Raw genomic sequence first — 17834 nt, forward strand, 5'->3', positions numbered from 1 at the left:
CAGGCCGTCCCGGCCGCGGCGTGACGTGCGTCGCAGTCGCCGGAGCGAGCCGGGTGAACGGGGCCGCCGGGGCGGGTCAGGAGGCGAGCAGGGCCAGCGCGCCGCGTACCTGGTCGGCGGAGCGGGCCAGGGCGGCCCGGGCGGCGGCGACCTCCGCGCCGGAGACCAGCGAGACCAGGGCGGTCTTGAGGTCGCCGTCGGCCTCGTGCAGCACGGCCTGGCAGACCTCCTCGGCGCAGCCGGTGGCCTCCATCAGGATCGAGATCATCCGGCCGCGCAGCTTGGCGTTGGTGGCGACCATGTCGATCATCAGGTTCGAGTAGACCCGGCCGAGGCGCACCATGACGGCCGTGGAGAACGTGTTGAGCACCAGCTTCTGCGCGGTGCCCGCCTTCATCCGGGTCGAGCCGGTGATCACCTCGGGCCCGGTGTCCACCCCGATGAAGACGTCGACCGACGAGGCGGCGTCGGCCTCCGGATTGGCGCAGAGCAGGACGGTTGCGGCCCCCTGCGCCCGGGACGCGGCGAGCGCCCCGAGGACGTACGGGGTGCGGCCGCTGGCGGCCAGCCCGACCACCAGGTCGCCGGGGCGTACGCAGTCGGTGGCCTCCGCGGCGCCGGTGCGCTCGTCGTCCTCGGCGTCCTCCACGGCCCGCCACATGGCCTCTGGACCGCCCGCCAGGTGGGCGCAGAACCAGTGCCGCGGCGAGTTGAAGGTGGGCGCCAGCTCCGCGGCGTCCAGCACGCCGAGTCGGCCGGAGGTGCCGGCGCCGAAGTAGTGCACCCGGTGCCCGCCGCGCAGCGCGGCCACGGCTAGGTCGACGGTCTCCGCGATCTCGTCGAGGACGGCCGCCACCGCGCCCGGCACCCGCCGGTCCGCCTCGTTGATGACGGTGAGCACCTCGCGGGTCGACATCAGGTCGAGGTCGAGGCTGTGCGGGTTGCGCCGCTCGGTGGGCGCCCCGACCCGCACCACGGGCCGCGCCGCGGCCACCTCGTCCGGCTCCACTCGACCGGTCGTCATCCCCGCCTCCGCCCGGAGCCGACCCGGTGCGACCGGACGGCCTCGGCGGTCGCCTCCAGGGCCTTCCTGGCCCTGGCCCGGTTGCGCGCGGCCACCCCGACGAAGAGGCAGTCCACCACGGTGAGCTGGGCGAGCCGGCTGGCCATCGCCCCGGAGCGGTACGTGGTCTCCCGGGCCGCGGTGGTGAGCACGAAGTCGGCCACCTCGGTGATCGGCGAGCGGGGGAAATTGGTCAACGCCACCGTGGTGGCGCCCCGCGCCCGGGCCTGCTCCAGCACCTCGATGACGTCGGAGGTGGTGCCGGTGTGCGAGATGCCGACCGCGACGTCGCCCCGGCCGAGCAGGGCCGCCGAGGTCAGCGCGGTGTGCACGTCCGGGAAGTAGAAGGCGGTCCGGCCGATGCGGTGCAGCTTCTGCTGGAAGTCGGAGGCGACGAAGCCGCTGGCGCCCGCGCCGTAGACGTCGATCCGGCCGGCCGCGCCGATCGCCTCGACCACCTGCTCGCAGACGGCCGGGTCGAGCTGCTCGGCGGTCTCCTCGACGGCCCGTGCGTCGTTGAACGCGATGGTCGCGATGATCTGCGCCAGGTCGGCGCCGGGCGGGATGTCTCCGCCGACCACCCGGGCGTCCGGGGGCTCGATCCGGCGGGCGGCCTCGGCAGCGAGCCGGATCCGCAGCTGGGGATAGCCCTCCATGCCCACCGACCGGCAGAACCGGATGACGGTGGCCTCCGAGGTCTCGGCGGCGGTGGCGAGGTCGGTGATGGTGCGCCGGGCGGCGTCCGCCGGATCGGCGACGACCAGCCGGGCGACCCGCTGCTCGGCCGGCGACAGCGACGGGAGCAGGCCGCTGATGTGGACGATCAGTCCACCGGGCTCGTGACTCGCAGAAATCTTCGGACTCTTCGCCACGGATGAAACTTACTTTCATGAAGGCGTGACCGTCAACCATGACGGCGCGTATCGGGAAAAGTACCGCCTTCCGCGCCGGATCATCGCCGCAAGGGTCCCATTCCCGCTGCCCGCCCGACTCCCCCGCTCCGGTCGAGTCGGCCGCGCCGACCGACCCCCGGACCGGCCTTCGTGCAGGTCACGCCGACCGGACGGCTCGGCCCGGACCGCCGGACGGACGGCTGGCGGACGCCGGTCGGCATCGACCCCGCCGGATCGCGCCCCGCCCGCCACGCCGACCCGCGGGCGGCTAGCGTGTGCCCATGGCGGAACGCACGGTGCTGGTGACCGGAGGCACGGGCGGGCTGGGCGGTGCGGTCACCGCCGCCTTCCTCAAGGCGGGCTGGCGGGTGGTCGTACCCGAACGGGAGGGCGATCCGGCGGCGTCCGGACCGGTCCGGGTCGAGCGACGACTCCAGCTCGGCGCGTCTGACGCCGCGCCGCGACCTGGCGCCGTCGCCGAAGCCGTCGCCGCCGACCTGCTGGAACCCGCCGGCGCGGCGCGGGCCGTGGCGGTGGCGGCCGCCGAACCGACCGCGCCGCTGCGCGCGGTGGTCAACCTGGTCGGGGGGTACGCCAGCGGTGGGCTGGTGCACGAGACCCCGGTCGAGGAGTTCGACCGGATGCTGCGGATCAACCTGCGCCCCACGTACCTGGTCACCCAGGCGGCGTTGCCGCACCTGATGGCGGCCGGCGGCGGCGCGGTGGTCTGCGTGTCGGCGCGGGCGGCGGTGACGCCCTTCGCCGGCGCGGCCGGCTACGCCACGGCCAAGGCGGCGGTGCTCGCCTTCGCCAACGCGGTGGCGGTGGAATACCGGCAGCGCGGGGTGCGGTGCAACACGGTGCTGCCGAGCGTGATCGACACCCCGGCCAACCGGGCCGCGCAGCCGGAGGCCGACCACCGGCGCTGGGTGCCGCCCGCCGAGATCGCCGCGGTGATCCGCTTCCTCGCCTCCGACGAGTCCGCGCCGACCAGCGGGGCGAGCATCCCGGTCTACGGGCGGGCCTGAGCGGGCAGCGGGTCACCCCGCCCCGACCCGCCGGACGGCGGGCGGGTGCCGTCCGACGGCCCGCCCGTCGACGCGGGCGGGTCACCGGGCAGCCACTCGGTGAGGTGGGCGCGGATCCGCCGGGACACCTCGTCCGGCGAGCCGTTCGCGTCGACCACCACGAAGCTGGAGTATTCCGGCAGCGCCCGGTAGGCGGTAGCGGCGGTGGTCAGCCAGCGCATGGTCTCGTGGTCGGTGCCGCGCCGCTCGATCCGGCGGTACGCCTCGGCCGGGTCGACGCTGAGCAGAAAGGTGACCCGCGGGGCGGGGAAGATGCGGTAGCCGGCCCGGGCCAGCCGTTCCCAGCGCTGTCCTCCGTGTGCACGGATGCTGGCGTACTGGCAGGGGGACCAGCGGTCCATCACCGCCGTGCGGCCGGTCACCAGGCAGCTCAGCAAGGCGAGGGCGATGGCGAGCCAGCGGAGCACGGACTCGACGGCGAGCAGCCCGTCGCGGCCGACGAGCCGCTGCGCGTCCGGGCGGCCGAGCCGCTGGGCGAGCCGGCCGAGCCAGCGGCGGCCGCCGGCGTTGCGGTGATAGGTGGCGGGATGGCCGGCCGCGGTGAGCGCCTCGGCGAGCCGGTGGGCCTGGGTGGTCTTGCCCGAGCCGTCGATGCCGATCAGGGCGACGGCGCGCAGTCGGGCCCTGCCGCGCCGCCCCCGCAGTGACCTGGCCACCTGCCCCAGGCTAGCGGAGCGGTGCCCGTCCCCGGCAGTTTGTCCCATTCCGCTCCGTCCCGCCCGTGCCGCGTCGACAAGAGGTGTGGCCGACCGGTTCGCCGGGTACGCAACTTCATTCCCACCGCCACCCACGACGACGGGAGAACCCGATGGCCGAGCGCGGGGACGAGACCCTGGTGCACACCCTCAAGAAGGTCGCCGCCGTGCTCAAGCAGTCCGAGATCCCCTTCGCGCTCGGTGGCAGCTTCGCCGTGTACGCCCACGGCGGCCACTCCAGCGAGCACGACGTGGACTTCCTGATCCGGGAGCAGGACGTCGACCGGGCGCTGGAGGCCCTGGTCGAGGCCGGCTTCACCGCCGAACGCCCGCCCGAGGACTGGCTGGTCAAGGTCTATGACGAGGGGCGGATGGTGGACCTGATCCACCGGCCGATCGAGACCCCGGTGACCGAGGAGACCTTCGCCGACACCATCGTGCGGCCGGTCGACGCGATCCACATGCCGGTGCTCTCGGCCACCCAACTGATGGTGCACAAGCTGCTGAGCTTCTCGCAGCACTACTGCGACTTCGCCCGCGCCCTGCCGCTGGCCCGCTCGCTGCGGGAACAGATCGACTGGGAACGGGTACGTAAGGAGACGCAGCACTCGCCGTACGCAGAGGCGTTCCTGGTGCTCCTCGACCGGCTGGACGTGCTGCCGGAGAGCGGCACCGCAGAGGGAAGGGAGACACCGTGACCGAGCAGCACGGCGACGCGCCGCCCGACGAGTATGTAGAGGCGGAGATCCAGCGCTTGTTGGCCGAGGACCCGGCGATCGCCGAGCAGGGCATCACCGTGGTCCGCCTGGAGCGGGGGCTGGTGCTCTACGGCGAGGTGGAGAGCCCGCACCGGCGGGAGGAGATCCTGCGCCGGGTCGCCGAGCGCTTCCCGGACGTGCCGATCACCAGCGACATCGGCGTGATCCGGACACAGGCGCCCACCCAGGTCGAGGAGCTGCCGTGAGGGAGGTTGGACCGTGATCCGGATCGCGGCCGTCGGCGACGTGCACATGGACGAGGACGTGGTCGGCCGGTTCCGGCCGGCCCTGGACGAGCTGCCCGACTGCGCCGACGCGCTGCTGCTCGCCGGCGACCTGACCCGGCACGGCACCGAGTCCGAGGCGCGCTGCGTGGCCCGGGAGTTCGGCAACCTCGGGGTGCCCGTGATCACCGTGCTCGGCAACCACGAGCACCAGTGCGACGAGGTGCCGCAGCTGGTGAAGGTGCTGGAGGACGTCGGCATCACCGTGCTGGAGGGGACCGGGATGGTGCTGGAGTGCGCCGGCGGGCGGCTCGGCGTGGCCGGGGTGAAGGGCTTCGGGGGTGGGTTCGCCGGGCGCTGCGCCAGCGACTTCGGCGAGCCGGAGATGAAGTCCTTCGTCCAGACCACCAAGGACAGCGCCGACGCGCTGGGCCGGGCGCTGCGCGGGTTGGAGTGCGACGTGCTGGTGGCGCTGACCCACTACTCCCCGGTGCCGGACACGCTCGCCGGCGAGCCGCTGGAGATCTATCCGTTCCTCGGCTGCTACCAGCTCGGGCAGGCGATCGACTCGGCGCCCACCGCGCTGGCCCTGCACGGGCACGCCCACCACGGGTCGGAGCGGGGCACCACCCCCGGCGGCGTCCGCGTCCGCAACGTCGCCCACCCGGTGATCAAGCAGGCGTACAGCGTCTTCCACCTGGGAGATCAGCTCGACCGGGCACAGGTTTCTCGGATCTGACGGCCGGGTACTGCCCGAGCCATGGAGCTGATTCTCTGGATTATCGCAGTCGTACTGGTGGTCGCCGGCATCCTCGCGCTGTTCCGCCGGCAGATCCTGTGGGGCATCGTCCTCATCATCGTCGGCCTGCTGGTCGGCCCGGGCGGCGTCAGCATCTTCAGCAGCTAGCCGCCGCATCCCTCAGCACCCCTGACCCGCCGGGGTCGTCGGGTCCGCAGGCTCCGTCCTCTCAGATCGGAGCGGGCGGGCGCGACGACCCCGGCGCTTCGCGTTCCGGCGGTCGTCCGGCCGGCCGCGTCGCCGGTCCGGCGGCCGGACGCGGGGCCCCGATCCGGGCCCCGCGTCCGCTGCCGGTCAGCAGCGCGGTACGCCGGGGATGTAGCCGTCGTAGCCGGTGTAGACGTACGCGTCGGAGATGTACCGGCCGGTGCCGATCCGGTCCCAGATCGAGCTGGTGCCGTAGGTGCCGGTGACCGTGGTGCCGCTGGTCTGGCAGTAGATGGTGACCTTCGCGCCGTCGGCGACCGAGCCGACCGCGGTGTAGTTGGTGCCCGGGCCGGAGCGGACGGTCAGGCTCACGCCGGAGGTGGTGTTGACCGTGCCCTCACCGGTGTTCGAGCCGGAGCAGCCGTTGTCGCTGGTGTACGTCTTGGTGCCCCAGTAGAGGGCGAGCGCCCCGTTGAACCGGACCTGGATGTCGTTGCCGTTGAGCCGCTGCTCGTAGTGCAGGTGCGGGCCGGTGGAGCCACCGGTGCTGCCCACGTACCCGATCACCCTGCCGTAGCCGACGGTCTGCCCGACGGAGACGTTGAAGCCGCTCAGGTGGGCGTAGTAGGTGGTGTAGCCGTTGCCGTGGTCGATCCGGACGTACTTGCCGTAGCTGGTGCCGCCGAGGTCGGTCACCCGGTCGACCGTGCCGGGCGCGCTGGCCACCACCGGGTCGCCCAGGTCGTCCGTGCGGTTGAAGTCGATCGCGTAGGCCGGGCTGTGGTCGGACCGGGTCTGGCCGGACCAGGACTGGTTGCAGGGGAACGGGACCTTGAAGGTCGGAGCCGCCATGGCCGGGGCGGCCGGGACCAGGATCGCCGCGAGGACGGCGCCCACGGCCGCGAGACTGAACCACCGCTTGCGCATCCACTTCCTCCTATGTTGAAAGTTTTCGATCAGCTGCGCTTAGCGTGACAGAAAGCTCCATCGATGGGAAGGGTCGTTCAGGAGGCCGGATCACCGGAGCGTGGGAGCGCGCCCACGAGCGGTGAGGAGGGTTTCGAGATTGTTACCTGGCCGTGTCCGGCAGGGGGGTGGACCGGGTGAGATGCAAGCGCTTACATGTGGGAACGACCATCGGACCGGCGCGCGTTCGATCCCTCCACGCGCCGGCTAGGAAGGAGATCGGCATGGCGTTTGCCAGATCGCGCCAGGCTCTCGCGATCGCCGGCGTACTGGGGCTGGCGATCGGCGTCACCGCCTGCGGCACCGGCAACGACAAGAAGAGCAGCAAGGCGAGCTCCCCCGAGTGCGCCGCATACGAGAAGTACCAGGGCCACGACGGCAAGAAGGTCAGCATCTACTCGTCCATCCGGGACATCGAGGCCGACCGCCTCGCGGAGTCCTGGAAGGAGTTCGAGAAGTGCACCGGCATCAAGATCGACCACGAGGGCTCTCCCGAGTTCGAGGCCCAGCTGCCCGTCCGGGTGGACGGCGGCAACGCCCCTGACCTGGCCTTCATCCCCCAGCCGGGTCTGCTCAAGCGGTTCGCCGACGCGGGCAAGCTCAAGCCCGTCGGCGCCGACACCAAGGCCATGGCCGAGGCCAACTACTCCCCCGACTGGCTGAAGTACTCCACCGTGGACGGCAAGTTCTACGGTGCCCCGCTGGGCTCCAACGTGAAGTCCTTCGTGTGGTATTCGCCGAAGATGTTCAAGGAGAAGGGCTGGACCGTCCCCGAGACCTGGGACGACCTCATCAAGCTCAGCGACACGATCGCGGCGAGCGGCATCAAGCCGTGGTGCGCCGGCATCGAGTCCGGTGACGCCACCGGCTGGCCGGCCACCGACTGGATCGAGGACCTCATGCTGCGCATGACGTCGCCCGAGGTCTACGACCAGTGGACCACCCACGCCATCCCGTTCAACGACCCGCAGGTCGCCGGGGCGGTCGACAAGGCCGGCCTGATTCTCAAGAACGACAAGTACGTCAACGGCGGCATCGGCAACGTGAAGAGCATCGCCACCACCGCCTTCGGCGAGGCCGGTCTGCCCATCACCAAGGGCAAGTGCGCCCTGCACCGGCAGGCGTCCTTCTACGCCAACCAGTGGCCGAAGGGCACCAAGGTGGCCGAGGACGGCGACGTCTTCGCGTTCTACTTCCCGGCCGTCGACCCGGCCAAGGGCAAGCCGGTGCTGGGCGGTGGCGAGTTCGTCACGGCCTTCGCCGACCGTCCCGAGGTCCAGGCCGTGCAGACCTACCTGGCCTCCGGCGAGTACGCCAACAGCCGCGCCAAGATCGGCGACTGGGTGTCGGCGAACAAGAAGCTCGACCTCGCCAACGTCCCGAACCCGGTGGACAAGCTCTCCGTCCAGATCCTCCAGGACCCGAAGACCGTCTTCCGCTTCGACGGCTCGGACCTGATGCCGGCCGCGGTCGGCGCGGGCACCTTCTGGAAGGGCATGGTCGACTGGATCAACGGCAAGGACACCGCCACGGTCCTGAACGGCATCGAGAGCAGCTGGCCGAAGTGATCTGACCCGGTGGTCCGGTCCGCGCGAGCGGGCCGGACCACCGTCGGTCGATCCAACCCGAGGGAGGGTCGATGGAGTTCGACTTCGCGGAGGAACAGCCCAAGTTCCTCATGCTGATGTACGGGCTGATCGCTTTCGTCGCGGTGGTGGGCGGTCTGCTCCTGCTCCTCGACGTGGTGCCGGCCTGGTTCGCCCGCCGTCGCGACGCGCAGCTGATCGCGGCGGCGACGAGCGGCGCACCGCTGCCCCGCCGGCGGAAGCCGCGGGAGGGGCTGTTCGCGCTCTTCTTCCTGCTGCCGACGCTGCTGTTCCTCGTCGTCGGACTGGTGGTGCCGGCGATCCGCACGACGCTGCTCTCGTTCATGGACCGCGACAGCAGCAACTGGGTGGGACTGCAGAACTACGGCTGGATGTTCTCCGAGGGCTCGATCGTCCGGGTGCTGATCAACACCCTGATCTGGGTGCTCCTGGTGCCGCTGGTCGCCACCACGTTCGGCCTGATCTACGCGGTGCTGGTGGATCGGGCCCGACTCGAGGCGGTCGCCAAGTCCCTGATCTTCCTGCCGATGGCGATCTCGTTCGTCGGCGCCAGCATCATCTGGAAGTTCGTCTACGCGTACCGGGGCGACGGGCAGGAACAGATCGGCCTGCTCAACCAGATCATGGTCAGCCTCGGCGCCGAGCCGAGGCAGTGGCTGCTCGACTCGCCACTGAACACCCTGCTGCTGATCGTGATCATGATCTGGATCCAGGCCGGCTTCGCCATGGTGGTGCTCTCCGCGGCGATCAAGGCCATCCCGGCCGACATCGTCGAGGCCGCCCGGCTCGACGGGGTCACCCCGTGGCAGATGTTCTGGCAGATCACCCTGCCGAGCATCCGACCGGCGCTGATCGTGGTGGTGGTGACGCTCTCCATCGCCACGCTCAAGGTCTTCGACATCGTCCGGACCGCCACCAACGGCAACTACGAAACCAGCGTGATCGCGAACGAGATGTACAACCAGGCGTTCCGGTACGGCGAGAACGGGCAGGGGTCGGCCCTGGCGGTCTTCCTCTTCGTCCTGGTCGTCCCGCTCGTGATCTACCAGATCCGCAACCTGCGTCAGCAGCGGGAGGGCTGAGATGACCACCGCCACGCCCACCGTCGGAGCCGGCGTCCAGGCCACCGGGGGAATCACCCGGGCCGCCCGGGTCCGCAAGCGGCTGAACAGCCGTACCGCCACCCTGGTCTCGATCGTCATCGCGCTGCTCTGGACGGTGCCGACCTTCGGCCTGTTCATCTCCTCCATCCGGCCGGAGGACCAGATCAAGACCACCGGCTGGTGGACGTTCTTCAGCGATCCGCAGTTCACTCTGGAGAACTACCGGGAGGTGCTGTTCGGCACCTCCTCCTCGTCCGGCCAGCTCGCCAGCTACTTCATCAACTCGCTGGCGATCACCATCCCGTCGGTGCTCTTCCCGACGGCGTTCGCGGCGCTGGCCGCGTACGCGCTGGCCTGGATCAACTTCAAGGGGCGGGACTGGCTCTACATCGCGATCTTCGCGTTGCAGATCGTGCCGCTGCAGATGGCCCTGGTGCCGCTGCTGAAGTTCTTCTCCACCGGCGTCACCGTCGGCGGTGTCCAGGTGCTGCCGGCCTGGGATCTTGTCGACGAGCAGAAGTTCGCCCAGGTGTGGTTCGCGCACACCTGCTTCGCGTTGCCGTTCGCGGTGTTCCTGCTGCACAACTTCATCGCGCAACTGCCCGGGGACCTGATGGAGGCGGCCCGGGTCGACGGGGCCACCCACCCGAAGATCTTCCGCACCATCGTGCTCCCGCTGATCACGCCCGCGCTGGCCGCGTTCGGCATCTTCCAGTTCCTCTGGGTCTGGAACGACCTGCTGGTCGCGCTGATCTTCGCGGGCGGCCGCAGCGAGACCGCCCCGCTGACCGTCCGGCTCGCCGAGATGGCCGGCACCCGGGGCAACGAGTGGCAGCGGCTCACGGCCGGCGCGTTCGTGTCGATCGTCGTACCGCTGATCGTGTTCCTGTCCCTCCAGCGCTACTTCGTGCGCGGCCTGCTCGCCGGCAGCGTCAAGGGCTGACCCGCTGTTCCGCCGCCGCCGGCCCGGCGGCGGCGGACGCGGGGCGGAGCGGGGGGAACACCGATGACGAAGATTGACGACGTCGCCCGCCTGGCCGGGGTCTCCACGGCCACCGTCTCCCGAGCGCTACGCGGCCTCCCGACGGTCTCGGCGGCCACCCGGCGCCGGGTCCTCGCCGCCGCCGAGCAGCTCCAGTACGCGGTCTCGCCGAGCGCCTCCCGGCTGGCCGGCGGGAAAACCGGCACGGTCGGCGTCGTGGTTCCCCGGATCACCCGCTGGTTCTTCGGGACCGTCGTGGAGGCCGTCGAGGACTTCCTCCACGAGCACGGGTACGACCTGCTCCTCTACAACCTCGGTGGTCGGGAGCAGACCCGGCAGCGGGTGCTGCGGACCGCCAACCTGGACAAGCGGATGGACGCGATCATCCTGGTCGCCACCCCGCTGCGGCCGGCGGACGTGTCCGCGCTGACCAGGCTGGCCCTGCCGGGCGTGACCATCAGCTCCGGCAGCGGCGTGCCCGGCTGGCCCCGGGTACGCATCGACGACGTGGCCGCGGCGCGGACCGCCACCCGGCACCTGCTCGACCTCGGCCACACGCGGATCGCGCACATCTCCGGCGACCCGGACGACGAGTTGGCCTTCACCACGCACCTGGACCGCCGGCGCGGCTACCAGGACGCGTTGCGTGGGGCCGGCATCCGGCCCGACCCGAGCCTGGACGTCGAGTCGCAGTTCACCATCGACGGCGGCATCCGGGCCACCGCCGAGCTGCTGGCCCGGGGCGAGCCGCCCACCGCGATCTTCGCCGCCTGCGACGAGATGGCGATGGGCGCGATCACCGCGCTGCGGGACGCCGGGCTGCGGGTGCCGCACGACGTCAGCGTGATCGGCGTCGACGACCACGACCTGGCCGGGGTGCTCGGGTTGAGCACCGTCGCCCAACCGGCGGCGGAGCAGGGGTTGCTCGCCGCCCGGATCCTGCTCGACCCGCTCGGCGTGCGCACCGCCGAGCCGTACCCGGGAGTGGTGCCGCGACAGCGCCTCGGGGACGCCGACGGCGACCCGCCCACGCCGTCCGTGATCCTGCCCACTCGGCTGGTGGTGCGGGAATCGACCGCGCCACCGCGGGCACACTGAACGGATTCGGCCGTCCGGGTGGCGGCCGGGAACAACCGTCCGGCCGTCGGACGGCCACCGCTCGACACAGGGGAGAAGGCTCTGAACACCGACGCGACACAGCAGGAAACGGCCGGCGGTCCGGCCACCGGTTGGTGGACCGAGGCCGTCATCTACCAGATCTATCCGCGCTCGTTCGCCGACGCGAACGGCGACGGCATCGGCGACCTCCCCGGCATCACCGCCCGCCTCGGCCACCTGGCCGAGCTGGGGGTCGACGCGGTCTGGCTGTCCCCGTTCTACCCGTCCCCGCAGGCCGACGCCGGGTACGACGTGGCCGACTACCGGGACGTCGACCCGCTCTTCGGCACCCTGGCGGACGCCGACAAGATGATCGCCGAGGCGAAGGCGCGCGGGCTGCGGGTGATCGTCGACCTGGTGCCCAACCACACGTCGTCCGCGCACCGCTGGTTCCAGGCGGCCGTCGCCGCCGGGTCGGGCAGCCCGGAGCGGCAGCGGTACGTCTTCCGGGACGGCCGCGGCGCGCAGGGTGCCGAGCCGCCGAACGACTGGCAGAGCGTCTTCGGCGGCCCGGCCTGGACCCGGCTGCCCGACGGGCAGTGGTACCTGCACCTGTTCGACCCCGGCCAGCCGGACCTGAACTGGGAGAATCCCGAGGTCCGGGCCGAGTTCCTGGGCATCCTCCGGTTCTGGCTGGACCGGGGGGTGGACGGCTTCCGGGTGGACGTGGCGCACGGCCTGATCAAGCAGGCCGACCTGGCCGACTGGGAGGAGCAGCCGGCGATCCTCTCCGGCCCCGAGGTGGACAAGCCCCGCCCGCCGATGTGGGACCAGGACGGCGTGCACGAGATCTACCGGGAGTGGCGGCGGCTGCTCGACACGTACGGCGGGGAGCGCATCCTGGTCGCCGAGGCCTGGGTGGAGCCGGCGGAGCGGCTGGCCCGCTACGTCCGGCCCGACGAGATGCACCAGGCGTTCAACTTCGAGTACCTGCTCGCCGCCTGGACCGCCCCGGCCCAGTACGCGGTCATCACCCGCTCACTGGAGGCCACCGACGCGGTCGGTGCGCCCACCACCTGGGTGCTGTCCAACCACGACGTGGTCCGGCACGCCTCCCGGCTGGGCCTGCCGATCGGCGCCCCCCGGCCGAACGGGATCGGCATCGGCGACCCGCAACCCGACGCCGCGCTCGGCCTGCGCCGGGCCCGGGCGGCCACCCTGCTGATGCTGGCCCTGCCCGGCTCGGCGTACCTCTATCAGGGCGAGGAGCTGGGCCTGCCGGAGCACACCACGCTGCCGGACGAGGTGCGGCAGGACCCGACCTGGGAGCGCAGCCAGCACACCGAGCGGGGCCGGGACGGCTGCCGGGTGCCGATCCCGTGGGAGGCCGACGCCCCGTCGTACGGCTTCGGGCCGACCGACGCGAGCTGGCTCCCGCAGCCCCCGATCTGGGCCGAGTACGCCCTCGACCGGCAGCGCGGGGTGCCCGGCTCGACGTACGAGCTGTACCGGACGGCGCTGCGGCTGCGCCGCGAGCACGGGCTGGGCGCGGGCGCGCTGCGCTGGCTCTCCTCCGGCGACGAGGTGCTCACCTTCACCAACGCCGGGCTCACCGTGCTGACCAACTTCGGCACGGCACCGGTGCCCCTCCCGGCCGGCGCCGAGGTCCTGGCCGCCAGCGCCCCGTTGGAGGACGACGCCGTCCCCACCGACGTCACGGTCTGGTACCGCGCCTGACCCGTCAGGAGGGGCCCCTGGTACAACGCGAGGCGTTAACCGGGGGCCCTTCCTCACAGGCGGTCGGCGCGAGTGTGCAGGAGGTCGTGGACCTGCCCGATGTCGCGCGGCGAGGTACGGGCGGCGAGCCAGTACATCAGGCCGGTCGGGATGAAGAAGAGCTGGAACGCGGCCAGCCCGACGGCGTAGTTCAGCGGCGGCGGGAAGGCCGCCCGCAGCGCGTGGAAGGCCACCCCGACCAGTCCGTTGCCGGCCGCCCGGCCCACCCCGTTGACCAGGTTGCCCAGGCTGTAGACGGTGCCCCGGTGCTCGGGCGGGTTGACGTCGGCGATCAGCGCGAACCAGTTCGGCGAGTTCGCGGAGGTGAGCGCGAGCGCGAGCACCGCGGTCAGCAGGCTCAGCCCGACGGTGGGCTCGGTGACCACGCTGGCCAGCACCGCGGCGATCACCGCGCCGGAGCTGCCGCCGTTCGGCACGTCGATCCGGATCGGCACCAGGAACAGGACCAGATAGAACGGCACGGCCGCGAGGATGCCCACCGCCGCGACCAGGGCCCGGCCGCTGGGCGTACGCCGCTGGAGCGCGTCGCCGGCCAGCCCGCCCACGATGGACAGCACCCCGCCGAGCTGGAACAGGGTGGCGAAGACGCTGCCCACCACGACCGCGGTGGCCGGTGAGTAGCCCTGCGCCTCGGCGCGCTGGGCGAACAGCACCGGTAGCCAGACCAGCGAGCCGAACGCCGCCTGCGCGGTCAGCCCCTGGAGAATCAGCCAGCGGTTGGTCCGCCGGCCCAGGATCCGCGGCAGGTCGGCCCGGCTGATCCGGTAGTCGTACTCGGCGCCGGCGTCGAGGGCCGCGGCCAGTTCCGGCTCGCTCTGCCCGCGCCGGATGTCGTACGTGAACAGGTAGGCCACGGTGGCGGCCACGCCGACCACGGTGAGCAGCAGGAACGGCCGCCGCCAGTCGGTGGCGCCGAGGATCCCGCCGACGAGGGTTCCGGCGAGGGTGCCGACGCCCTGCGACAGCCCCCAGAAGCTCATCACCAGGCCCCGGCGGCGGGGCGAGATCAGGTCGGTGACCACCGAGAAGCCGACGGAGCCGACCGCGCCCAGGCCGACCGCGGCGACGAGTTGGGCGACCAGGAACGTCGGGTAGTGCTGGGCGAGCGCGCTGCCGCCGGTGCCGGCCGCCCAGGTCAGCGTGCCGACCATCAGCAGCGGCTTGCGGTTGGTCCGGTCGCCCACGTACGCCCAGCCGACCGCGGCGACCGCGCTGACCAGGAAGCTCACCGCGGTCACCAGGCCGAGCAGCCGCTGCGGCACCCCCAGCGCGCCGGAGATCGGCACGTACAGCGGCGGGACCAGGCCGATCGCCACGTTGTCCAGCGAGGCGAGCACCACGAACACGACCACGCTGTAGAACCGGTGGACCGCTCCCCCGCCACGGATCGCACGCACAGCGAGCCACGCTACGCCATCTGGTCGCGTTATCCCCCGGGCGCCGTCGCGCGCCGAGCCGGCGGCGGCAGCGGGAGCCCGGCCGCCAGCCGCGAGTCGGCGTCCCGGGCGCTGGGGTGGGCGACTCCGTGGAGCAGGTCGGCGGCTTCCCGCCAGGCGGCCAGCGCGCCGTCGTGGTCACCCTGTTCGTCCCGGATGTCACCGAGCATCAGCAGGGTCCTGCCCAACCACCGTTCGCCCTCGTTGCGGCCGACGCTGATCGCCGCGGCCAGCAGGTCCGCCGCCGCCGCCAGCCGACCCGCCCGGCGACGCGCGGCAGCCAGTACGCTCAGCGCCTCGGCGGCGGCCGTCGGATACCGGATCGCCTCGGCGATGGCCAGTGCCTGCTCGGCCGCCACCACGGCCTCCGCGTCGCGCCCGGCCGCCAGGTAGATGCCGGCGAATCGGTACAGCGTGATCACCTCACCGTACGGGTCACGCAGCTCGCGGAAGATCGACAGAGTGGTGGTGAGCAGTTCGATCGCGTCCGCGAACCGGCCGGCATCGTGATAGACGCGGGCGAGGCCGTTCATGGCGTCGGCCTGGCTGCTCCGGCTGTCGCAGGCCGTGTAGAGGTCAAGCGCCCGCCGCAACTGCTCCTCCGCCTCCCGCAGCCGGCCGTGCTCGCGTTCGATCGCCCCGAGGTGCTGCCGGGCGCGGGCGGCGCACCACAGGCTGCCGACCCGCTCGGCCAGCACCAGAGCCCGCTCCGCCGCCTGCCGAGCGTGCGGCAGGTGCCCCAGGAAACCCCGCAGGTAGGTCAACCGGTTGAGGGCGTGTGCCTGGCCGCAGTCGTCGTCGAGCGCCTCGAACAGTTCCGCCGCCCGCTCGGCGCAGCGGACGGCGTCGGGGACGGCGAGGTATTCGTCGGCCCGGCTGCGGTACAACATCGCCAGCGCCGTCATGCGCCGGTCACCGGCCCGTTCGGCCGCCGCCTCGGCGAGCGAGTTGATCGACCGCCAGACGTCGACCGCGCCGCGCATCTCGAGGAACGGCCCGAGCACGTGCGCCAGCGCCCCGCACAGCTCGTCCAGCCCCAGGTGGTACGCCTGGCGTACGCCGGCCAGCAGCGATTCGCTCTCCGCCTCGTACCAACGGACCGGGTCGGTCGCCGCGGCGGACGGCACGGCCGGATCGAGCAGCATGGTGCCGGTGATCGCCGGCTCCAGCCCCGGGAACTGCTTGTCGGGCAGGCCCCGCATCGCGGACAGCGCGTAGCCGAGCCACGCGTTCAGGCCCGCCATCACGGCCGTACGCCGGGCCGCCTCGCCGATCCGGGCCGCCGCCCGTTCCCGCAGCAGCAACCCGACCAGGTCGTGGAACCGGTACCGGTCCTGGCCGGCGGCGTCCTGGCCGGCGTACTCGACGATGCGGTGCTCCACCAACTGGTCGAGCAACGCCTCGGCGACCGCGACGGGCCGCTGCAGCACCGCCCCGGCGGCCCAGCCGGGAAAGCTCGGTACGGCCAGCAACGCCAGCAGCTGCCCGGCGCGGTCGGCGTCCGGCTCCAGGCCGCGGAAGCTGAGTTGCAGGCTGGCGCGTACCTCCAGGTCACCGTGGTGCAGCTCGTCCAGGCGATGCTGGTCGGCCAGCCGGTCGGCGAGCCGGTGCAGGGACCAGTGCGGCCGGCTGGCCAGCCGGGCGCCGACGATGCGTACCGCCAGCGGCAACCACCCGCACAGTTCAAGGAGGCGGGTCGCGACCGACGGTTCGGCCGCCACCCGTTCCGCACCCACCATCGCCCGCAGCAGCGCCAGCCCGTCCTCGTCGGGCAGCACGTCGAGGTCCAGGTGGTACCCGCCCTCCACGTCCGTCAGGTGGGAGCGGCTGGTGACGAGCACCGCGCAGCCGGATCCGCCGGGCACCAGCGGGCGCACCTGTGCCGCGCTCGCCGCGTCGTCGAGCACCACCAGCACCCGCCGCTCCGCCGTGATGGAGCGGTAGAGCAGGATCCGTTCCTCGACGTCGTCGGGGATGGCGGCGCGGTGCGTGCCCAACGCGACGAGGACCCGGCCCAGCACCTCCGCCGGCTGCTGGGGCCGGTCATGGGTGCCGCGCAGCCCGACGTACAGCTGGCCGTCGGGAAAGCGGGCGCGCAGGCGGTGGCCCACGTGGGTGGCCAGCGCACTCTTGCCGACCCCCGGTATCCCGGAGATGATCACGACCGGAACGGCCGCGTCCACCGCCGGTCCGGCCTGGGTCAACCGGCGGCACAGCTCGTCCACCTCGGCGACCCGGCCGGTGAAGTCACCGACGTCCGCGGGAAGCTGGGCTGGAAGCGCGACGGGCGGGTACGCGACCTCGGCAGCCGGGCGCGGCTCGGGCTCGGCCGCCGCGTCACGGGCCGCCAGCCGGGCCGCCGGGTGCTGGTCATCGCCGGATCGATGATCGGTGCCGGCAAGGATGGCCCGCTCCAGCCGCTGCAGTTCGACGCCGGGCTCGATGCCCAGCTCGTCGGCCATGCGGCGGCGTCCGGCGCGGTAGACCTCCAGCGCCTCGGCCGTGCGCCCGACCGCGTCCAGCGCGGTCATCAGTTGCCCGCGCAGCCGCTCGCGCAGCGGGTGTTCGGCCACCAGCCGGGTCAGCTCCGGGACCAGCTCGGCGTGCCGGTTCAGCGCGAACTCCGCGTCGACCAGCTTCTCCGTGGTGGCCAGCCGCAGCTCGGCCAGCCGGTGTGCCTCGGAGGCGGCGAACGGCGACGGCACGTCGGTCAGCTCCGGCCCTCGCCACAGCGCCAACGCGGCACGCAACGCCGCCGCCCTGACCTTCAGCGGCAGCCCGTCCTGGTCCGCGTCGCGCAGCAACTGTTCGACCCGCGCCAGATCGAGCTGTTCGTCCTCGATCCGCAGCAGATAGCCGGGACTGCGGGTGACCAGCAGGCGATCACCGCCCGGTCGGCCGGCGTCGCCGAGCAGCCGGCGCAGCGACGACACGACCGTCAGCACCTGTTCCCGGGCGGTCGCCGGAGGCGACTCCGGCCACAGTCCGTCGATCAGCTCGTCGACCGAGACCACCCGGTTGCGCCGCAGCAGCAGCGCGGCCAGGACGACGCGCTGGCGGGCGCCCGGCAGTGGGATCAGCCCCGATCGCCCCCGCACCTCCAGCGAGCCGAGCACGTTGAAGGCGAAATCAGGTGTGCGGATGCCGTGCTGCTCCCCGGCGGTCTCGCGGTCCACCG

General features: G+C 72.4%; 16 protein-coding genes. 10 read left to right on the plus strand and 6 right to left on the minus strand.

All coding sequences use genetic code 11. The features are described 5' to 3' along the window. Positions 1-76: 76 nt before the first annotated feature. Together murQ and ACY34I_RS11775 are read right to left on the minus strand one after the other, a co-directional pair. Positions 77-1024 (minus strand): N-acetylmuramic acid 6-phosphate etherase, encoded by a 948-nt coding sequence (gene murQ / locus ACY34I_RS11770; RefSeq protein ID WP_462754737.1) that lies wholly within the window; start codon positions 1022-1024, stop codon positions 77-79. Next, positions 1021-1935 carry a MurR/RpiR family transcriptional regulator gene (locus ACY34I_RS11775; RefSeq protein WP_462754739.1) on the minus strand — a complete coding sequence of 305 codons (915 nt, stop codon included), beginning with the start codon at positions 1933-1935 and terminating at the stop codon, positions 1021-1023. The genes murQ and ACY34I_RS11775 overlap by 4 nt, the downstream gene beginning before the upstream one ends. 302 nt (positions 1936-2237) lie before the next feature. Between ACY34I_RS11775 and ACY34I_RS11780 the strand changes: the two genes are divergently transcribed. Further along, positions 2238-2984 carry an SDR family NAD(P)-dependent oxidoreductase gene (locus ACY34I_RS11780; RefSeq protein WP_462754741.1) on the plus strand — a complete coding sequence of 249 codons (747 nt, stop codon included), beginning with the start codon at positions 2238-2240 and terminating at the stop codon, positions 2982-2984. On the opposite strand, the gene ACY34I_RS11785 is transcribed toward ACY34I_RS11780, so the two are convergent. Further along, the gene (locus tag ACY34I_RS11785; RefSeq protein ID WP_462754743.1) at positions 2969-3700 is read right to left on the minus strand and encodes a dTMP kinase; all 732 of its coding nucleotides are present in this window, start codon (positions 3698-3700) and stop codon (positions 2969-2971) included. The two genes, ACY34I_RS11780 and ACY34I_RS11785, sit on opposite strands and share 16 nt — an antisense overlap. A 152-nt stretch (positions 3701-3852) precedes the next feature. Here ACY34I_RS11785 and ACY34I_RS11790 point away from each other — a divergent pair, with 152 nt between their 5' ends. From ACY34I_RS11790 to ACY34I_RS11805, 4 genes are read left to right on the plus strand one after another with little or no spacing between them, the layout of a single operon-like run. Further along, positions 3853-4437 carry a nucleotidyltransferase gene (locus tag ACY34I_RS11790; RefSeq protein WP_148796930.1) on the plus strand — a complete coding sequence of 195 codons (585 nt, stop codon included), beginning with the start codon at positions 3853-3855 and terminating at the stop codon, positions 4435-4437. Further along, positions 4434-4703, plus strand: a complete 270-nt coding sequence (locus ACY34I_RS11795) for a hypothetical protein (protein ID WP_148796928.1) — start codon at positions 4434-4436, stop codon at positions 4701-4703. Before ACY34I_RS11790 ends, ACY34I_RS11795 begins: the two co-directional genes overlap by 4 nt. A gap of 13 nt (positions 4704-4716) precedes the next feature. Continuing rightward, on the plus strand, positions 4717-5460 hold the full coding sequence (locus ACY34I_RS11800) for a metallophosphoesterase family protein (protein ID WP_148796926.1): 744 nt from the start codon (positions 4717-4719) through the stop codon (positions 5458-5460). Between the two features lie 21 nt (positions 5461-5481). Beyond that, on the plus strand, positions 5482-5628 hold the full coding sequence (locus ACY34I_RS11805) for a GPGG-motif small membrane protein (RefSeq protein ID WP_187413490.1): 147 nt from the start codon (positions 5482-5484) through the stop codon (positions 5626-5628). 186 nt (positions 5629-5814) lie between these two features. Here ACY34I_RS11805 and ACY34I_RS11810 read toward each other — a convergent pair whose 3' ends face one another. Continuing rightward, positions 5815-6594, minus strand: a complete 780-nt coding sequence (locus ACY34I_RS11810) for a M23 family metallopeptidase (RefSeq protein ID WP_462754745.1) — start codon at positions 6592-6594, stop codon at positions 5815-5817. Between the two features lie 263 nt (positions 6595-6857). Between ACY34I_RS11810 and ACY34I_RS11815 the strand changes: the two genes are divergently transcribed. The 5 genes from ACY34I_RS11815 to ACY34I_RS11835 all read left to right on the plus strand — a co-directional run bounded on the left by ACY34I_RS11815 (position 6858) and on the right by ACY34I_RS11835 (position 13160). Beyond that, on the plus strand, positions 6858-8201 hold the full coding sequence (locus ACY34I_RS11815; protein ID WP_462754747.1) for an ABC transporter substrate-binding protein: 1344 nt from the start codon (positions 6858-6860) through the stop codon (positions 8199-8201). 71 nt (positions 8202-8272) lie between these two features. Further along, on the plus strand, positions 8273-9322 hold the full coding sequence (locus ACY34I_RS11820) for a carbohydrate ABC transporter permease (protein WP_264998441.1): 1050 nt from the start codon (positions 8273-8275) through the stop codon (positions 9320-9322). Position 9323: 1 nt separating this feature from the next. Next, complete coding sequence (locus ACY34I_RS11825; protein ID WP_148800927.1) at positions 9324-10286, plus strand: carbohydrate ABC transporter permease; 963 nt, start codon at positions 9324-9326, stop codon at positions 10284-10286. A gap of 63 nt (positions 10287-10349) precedes the next feature. Then, entirely contained in the window at positions 10350-11423 is a 1074-nt protein-coding gene (locus ACY34I_RS11830) for a LacI family DNA-binding transcriptional regulator (RefSeq protein WP_462754749.1), read from the plus strand. Between the two features lie 81 nt (positions 11424-11504). Further along, positions 11505-13160, plus strand: coding sequence for a glycoside hydrolase family 13 protein (locus ACY34I_RS11835; protein WP_462754867.1), 1656 nt, complete (start codon positions 11505-11507; stop codon positions 13158-13160). A 53-nt stretch (positions 13161-13213) separates the two neighbouring features. On the opposite strand, the gene ACY34I_RS11840 is transcribed toward ACY34I_RS11835, so the two are convergent. Beyond that, on the minus strand, positions 13214-14617 hold the full coding sequence (locus tag ACY34I_RS11840) for an MFS transporter (RefSeq protein WP_462754751.1): 1404 nt from the start codon (positions 14615-14617) through the stop codon (positions 13214-13216). A 29-nt stretch (positions 14618-14646) separates the two neighbouring features. Further along, positions 14647-17832, minus strand: coding sequence for an AfsR/SARP family transcriptional regulator (locus ACY34I_RS11845; RefSeq protein WP_462754752.1), 3186 nt, complete (start codon positions 17830-17832; stop codon positions 14647-14649). Positions 17833-17834: the final 2 nt, after the last annotated feature.

Source organism: Micromonospora sp. RTBAU3-60, assembly GCF_054963695.1.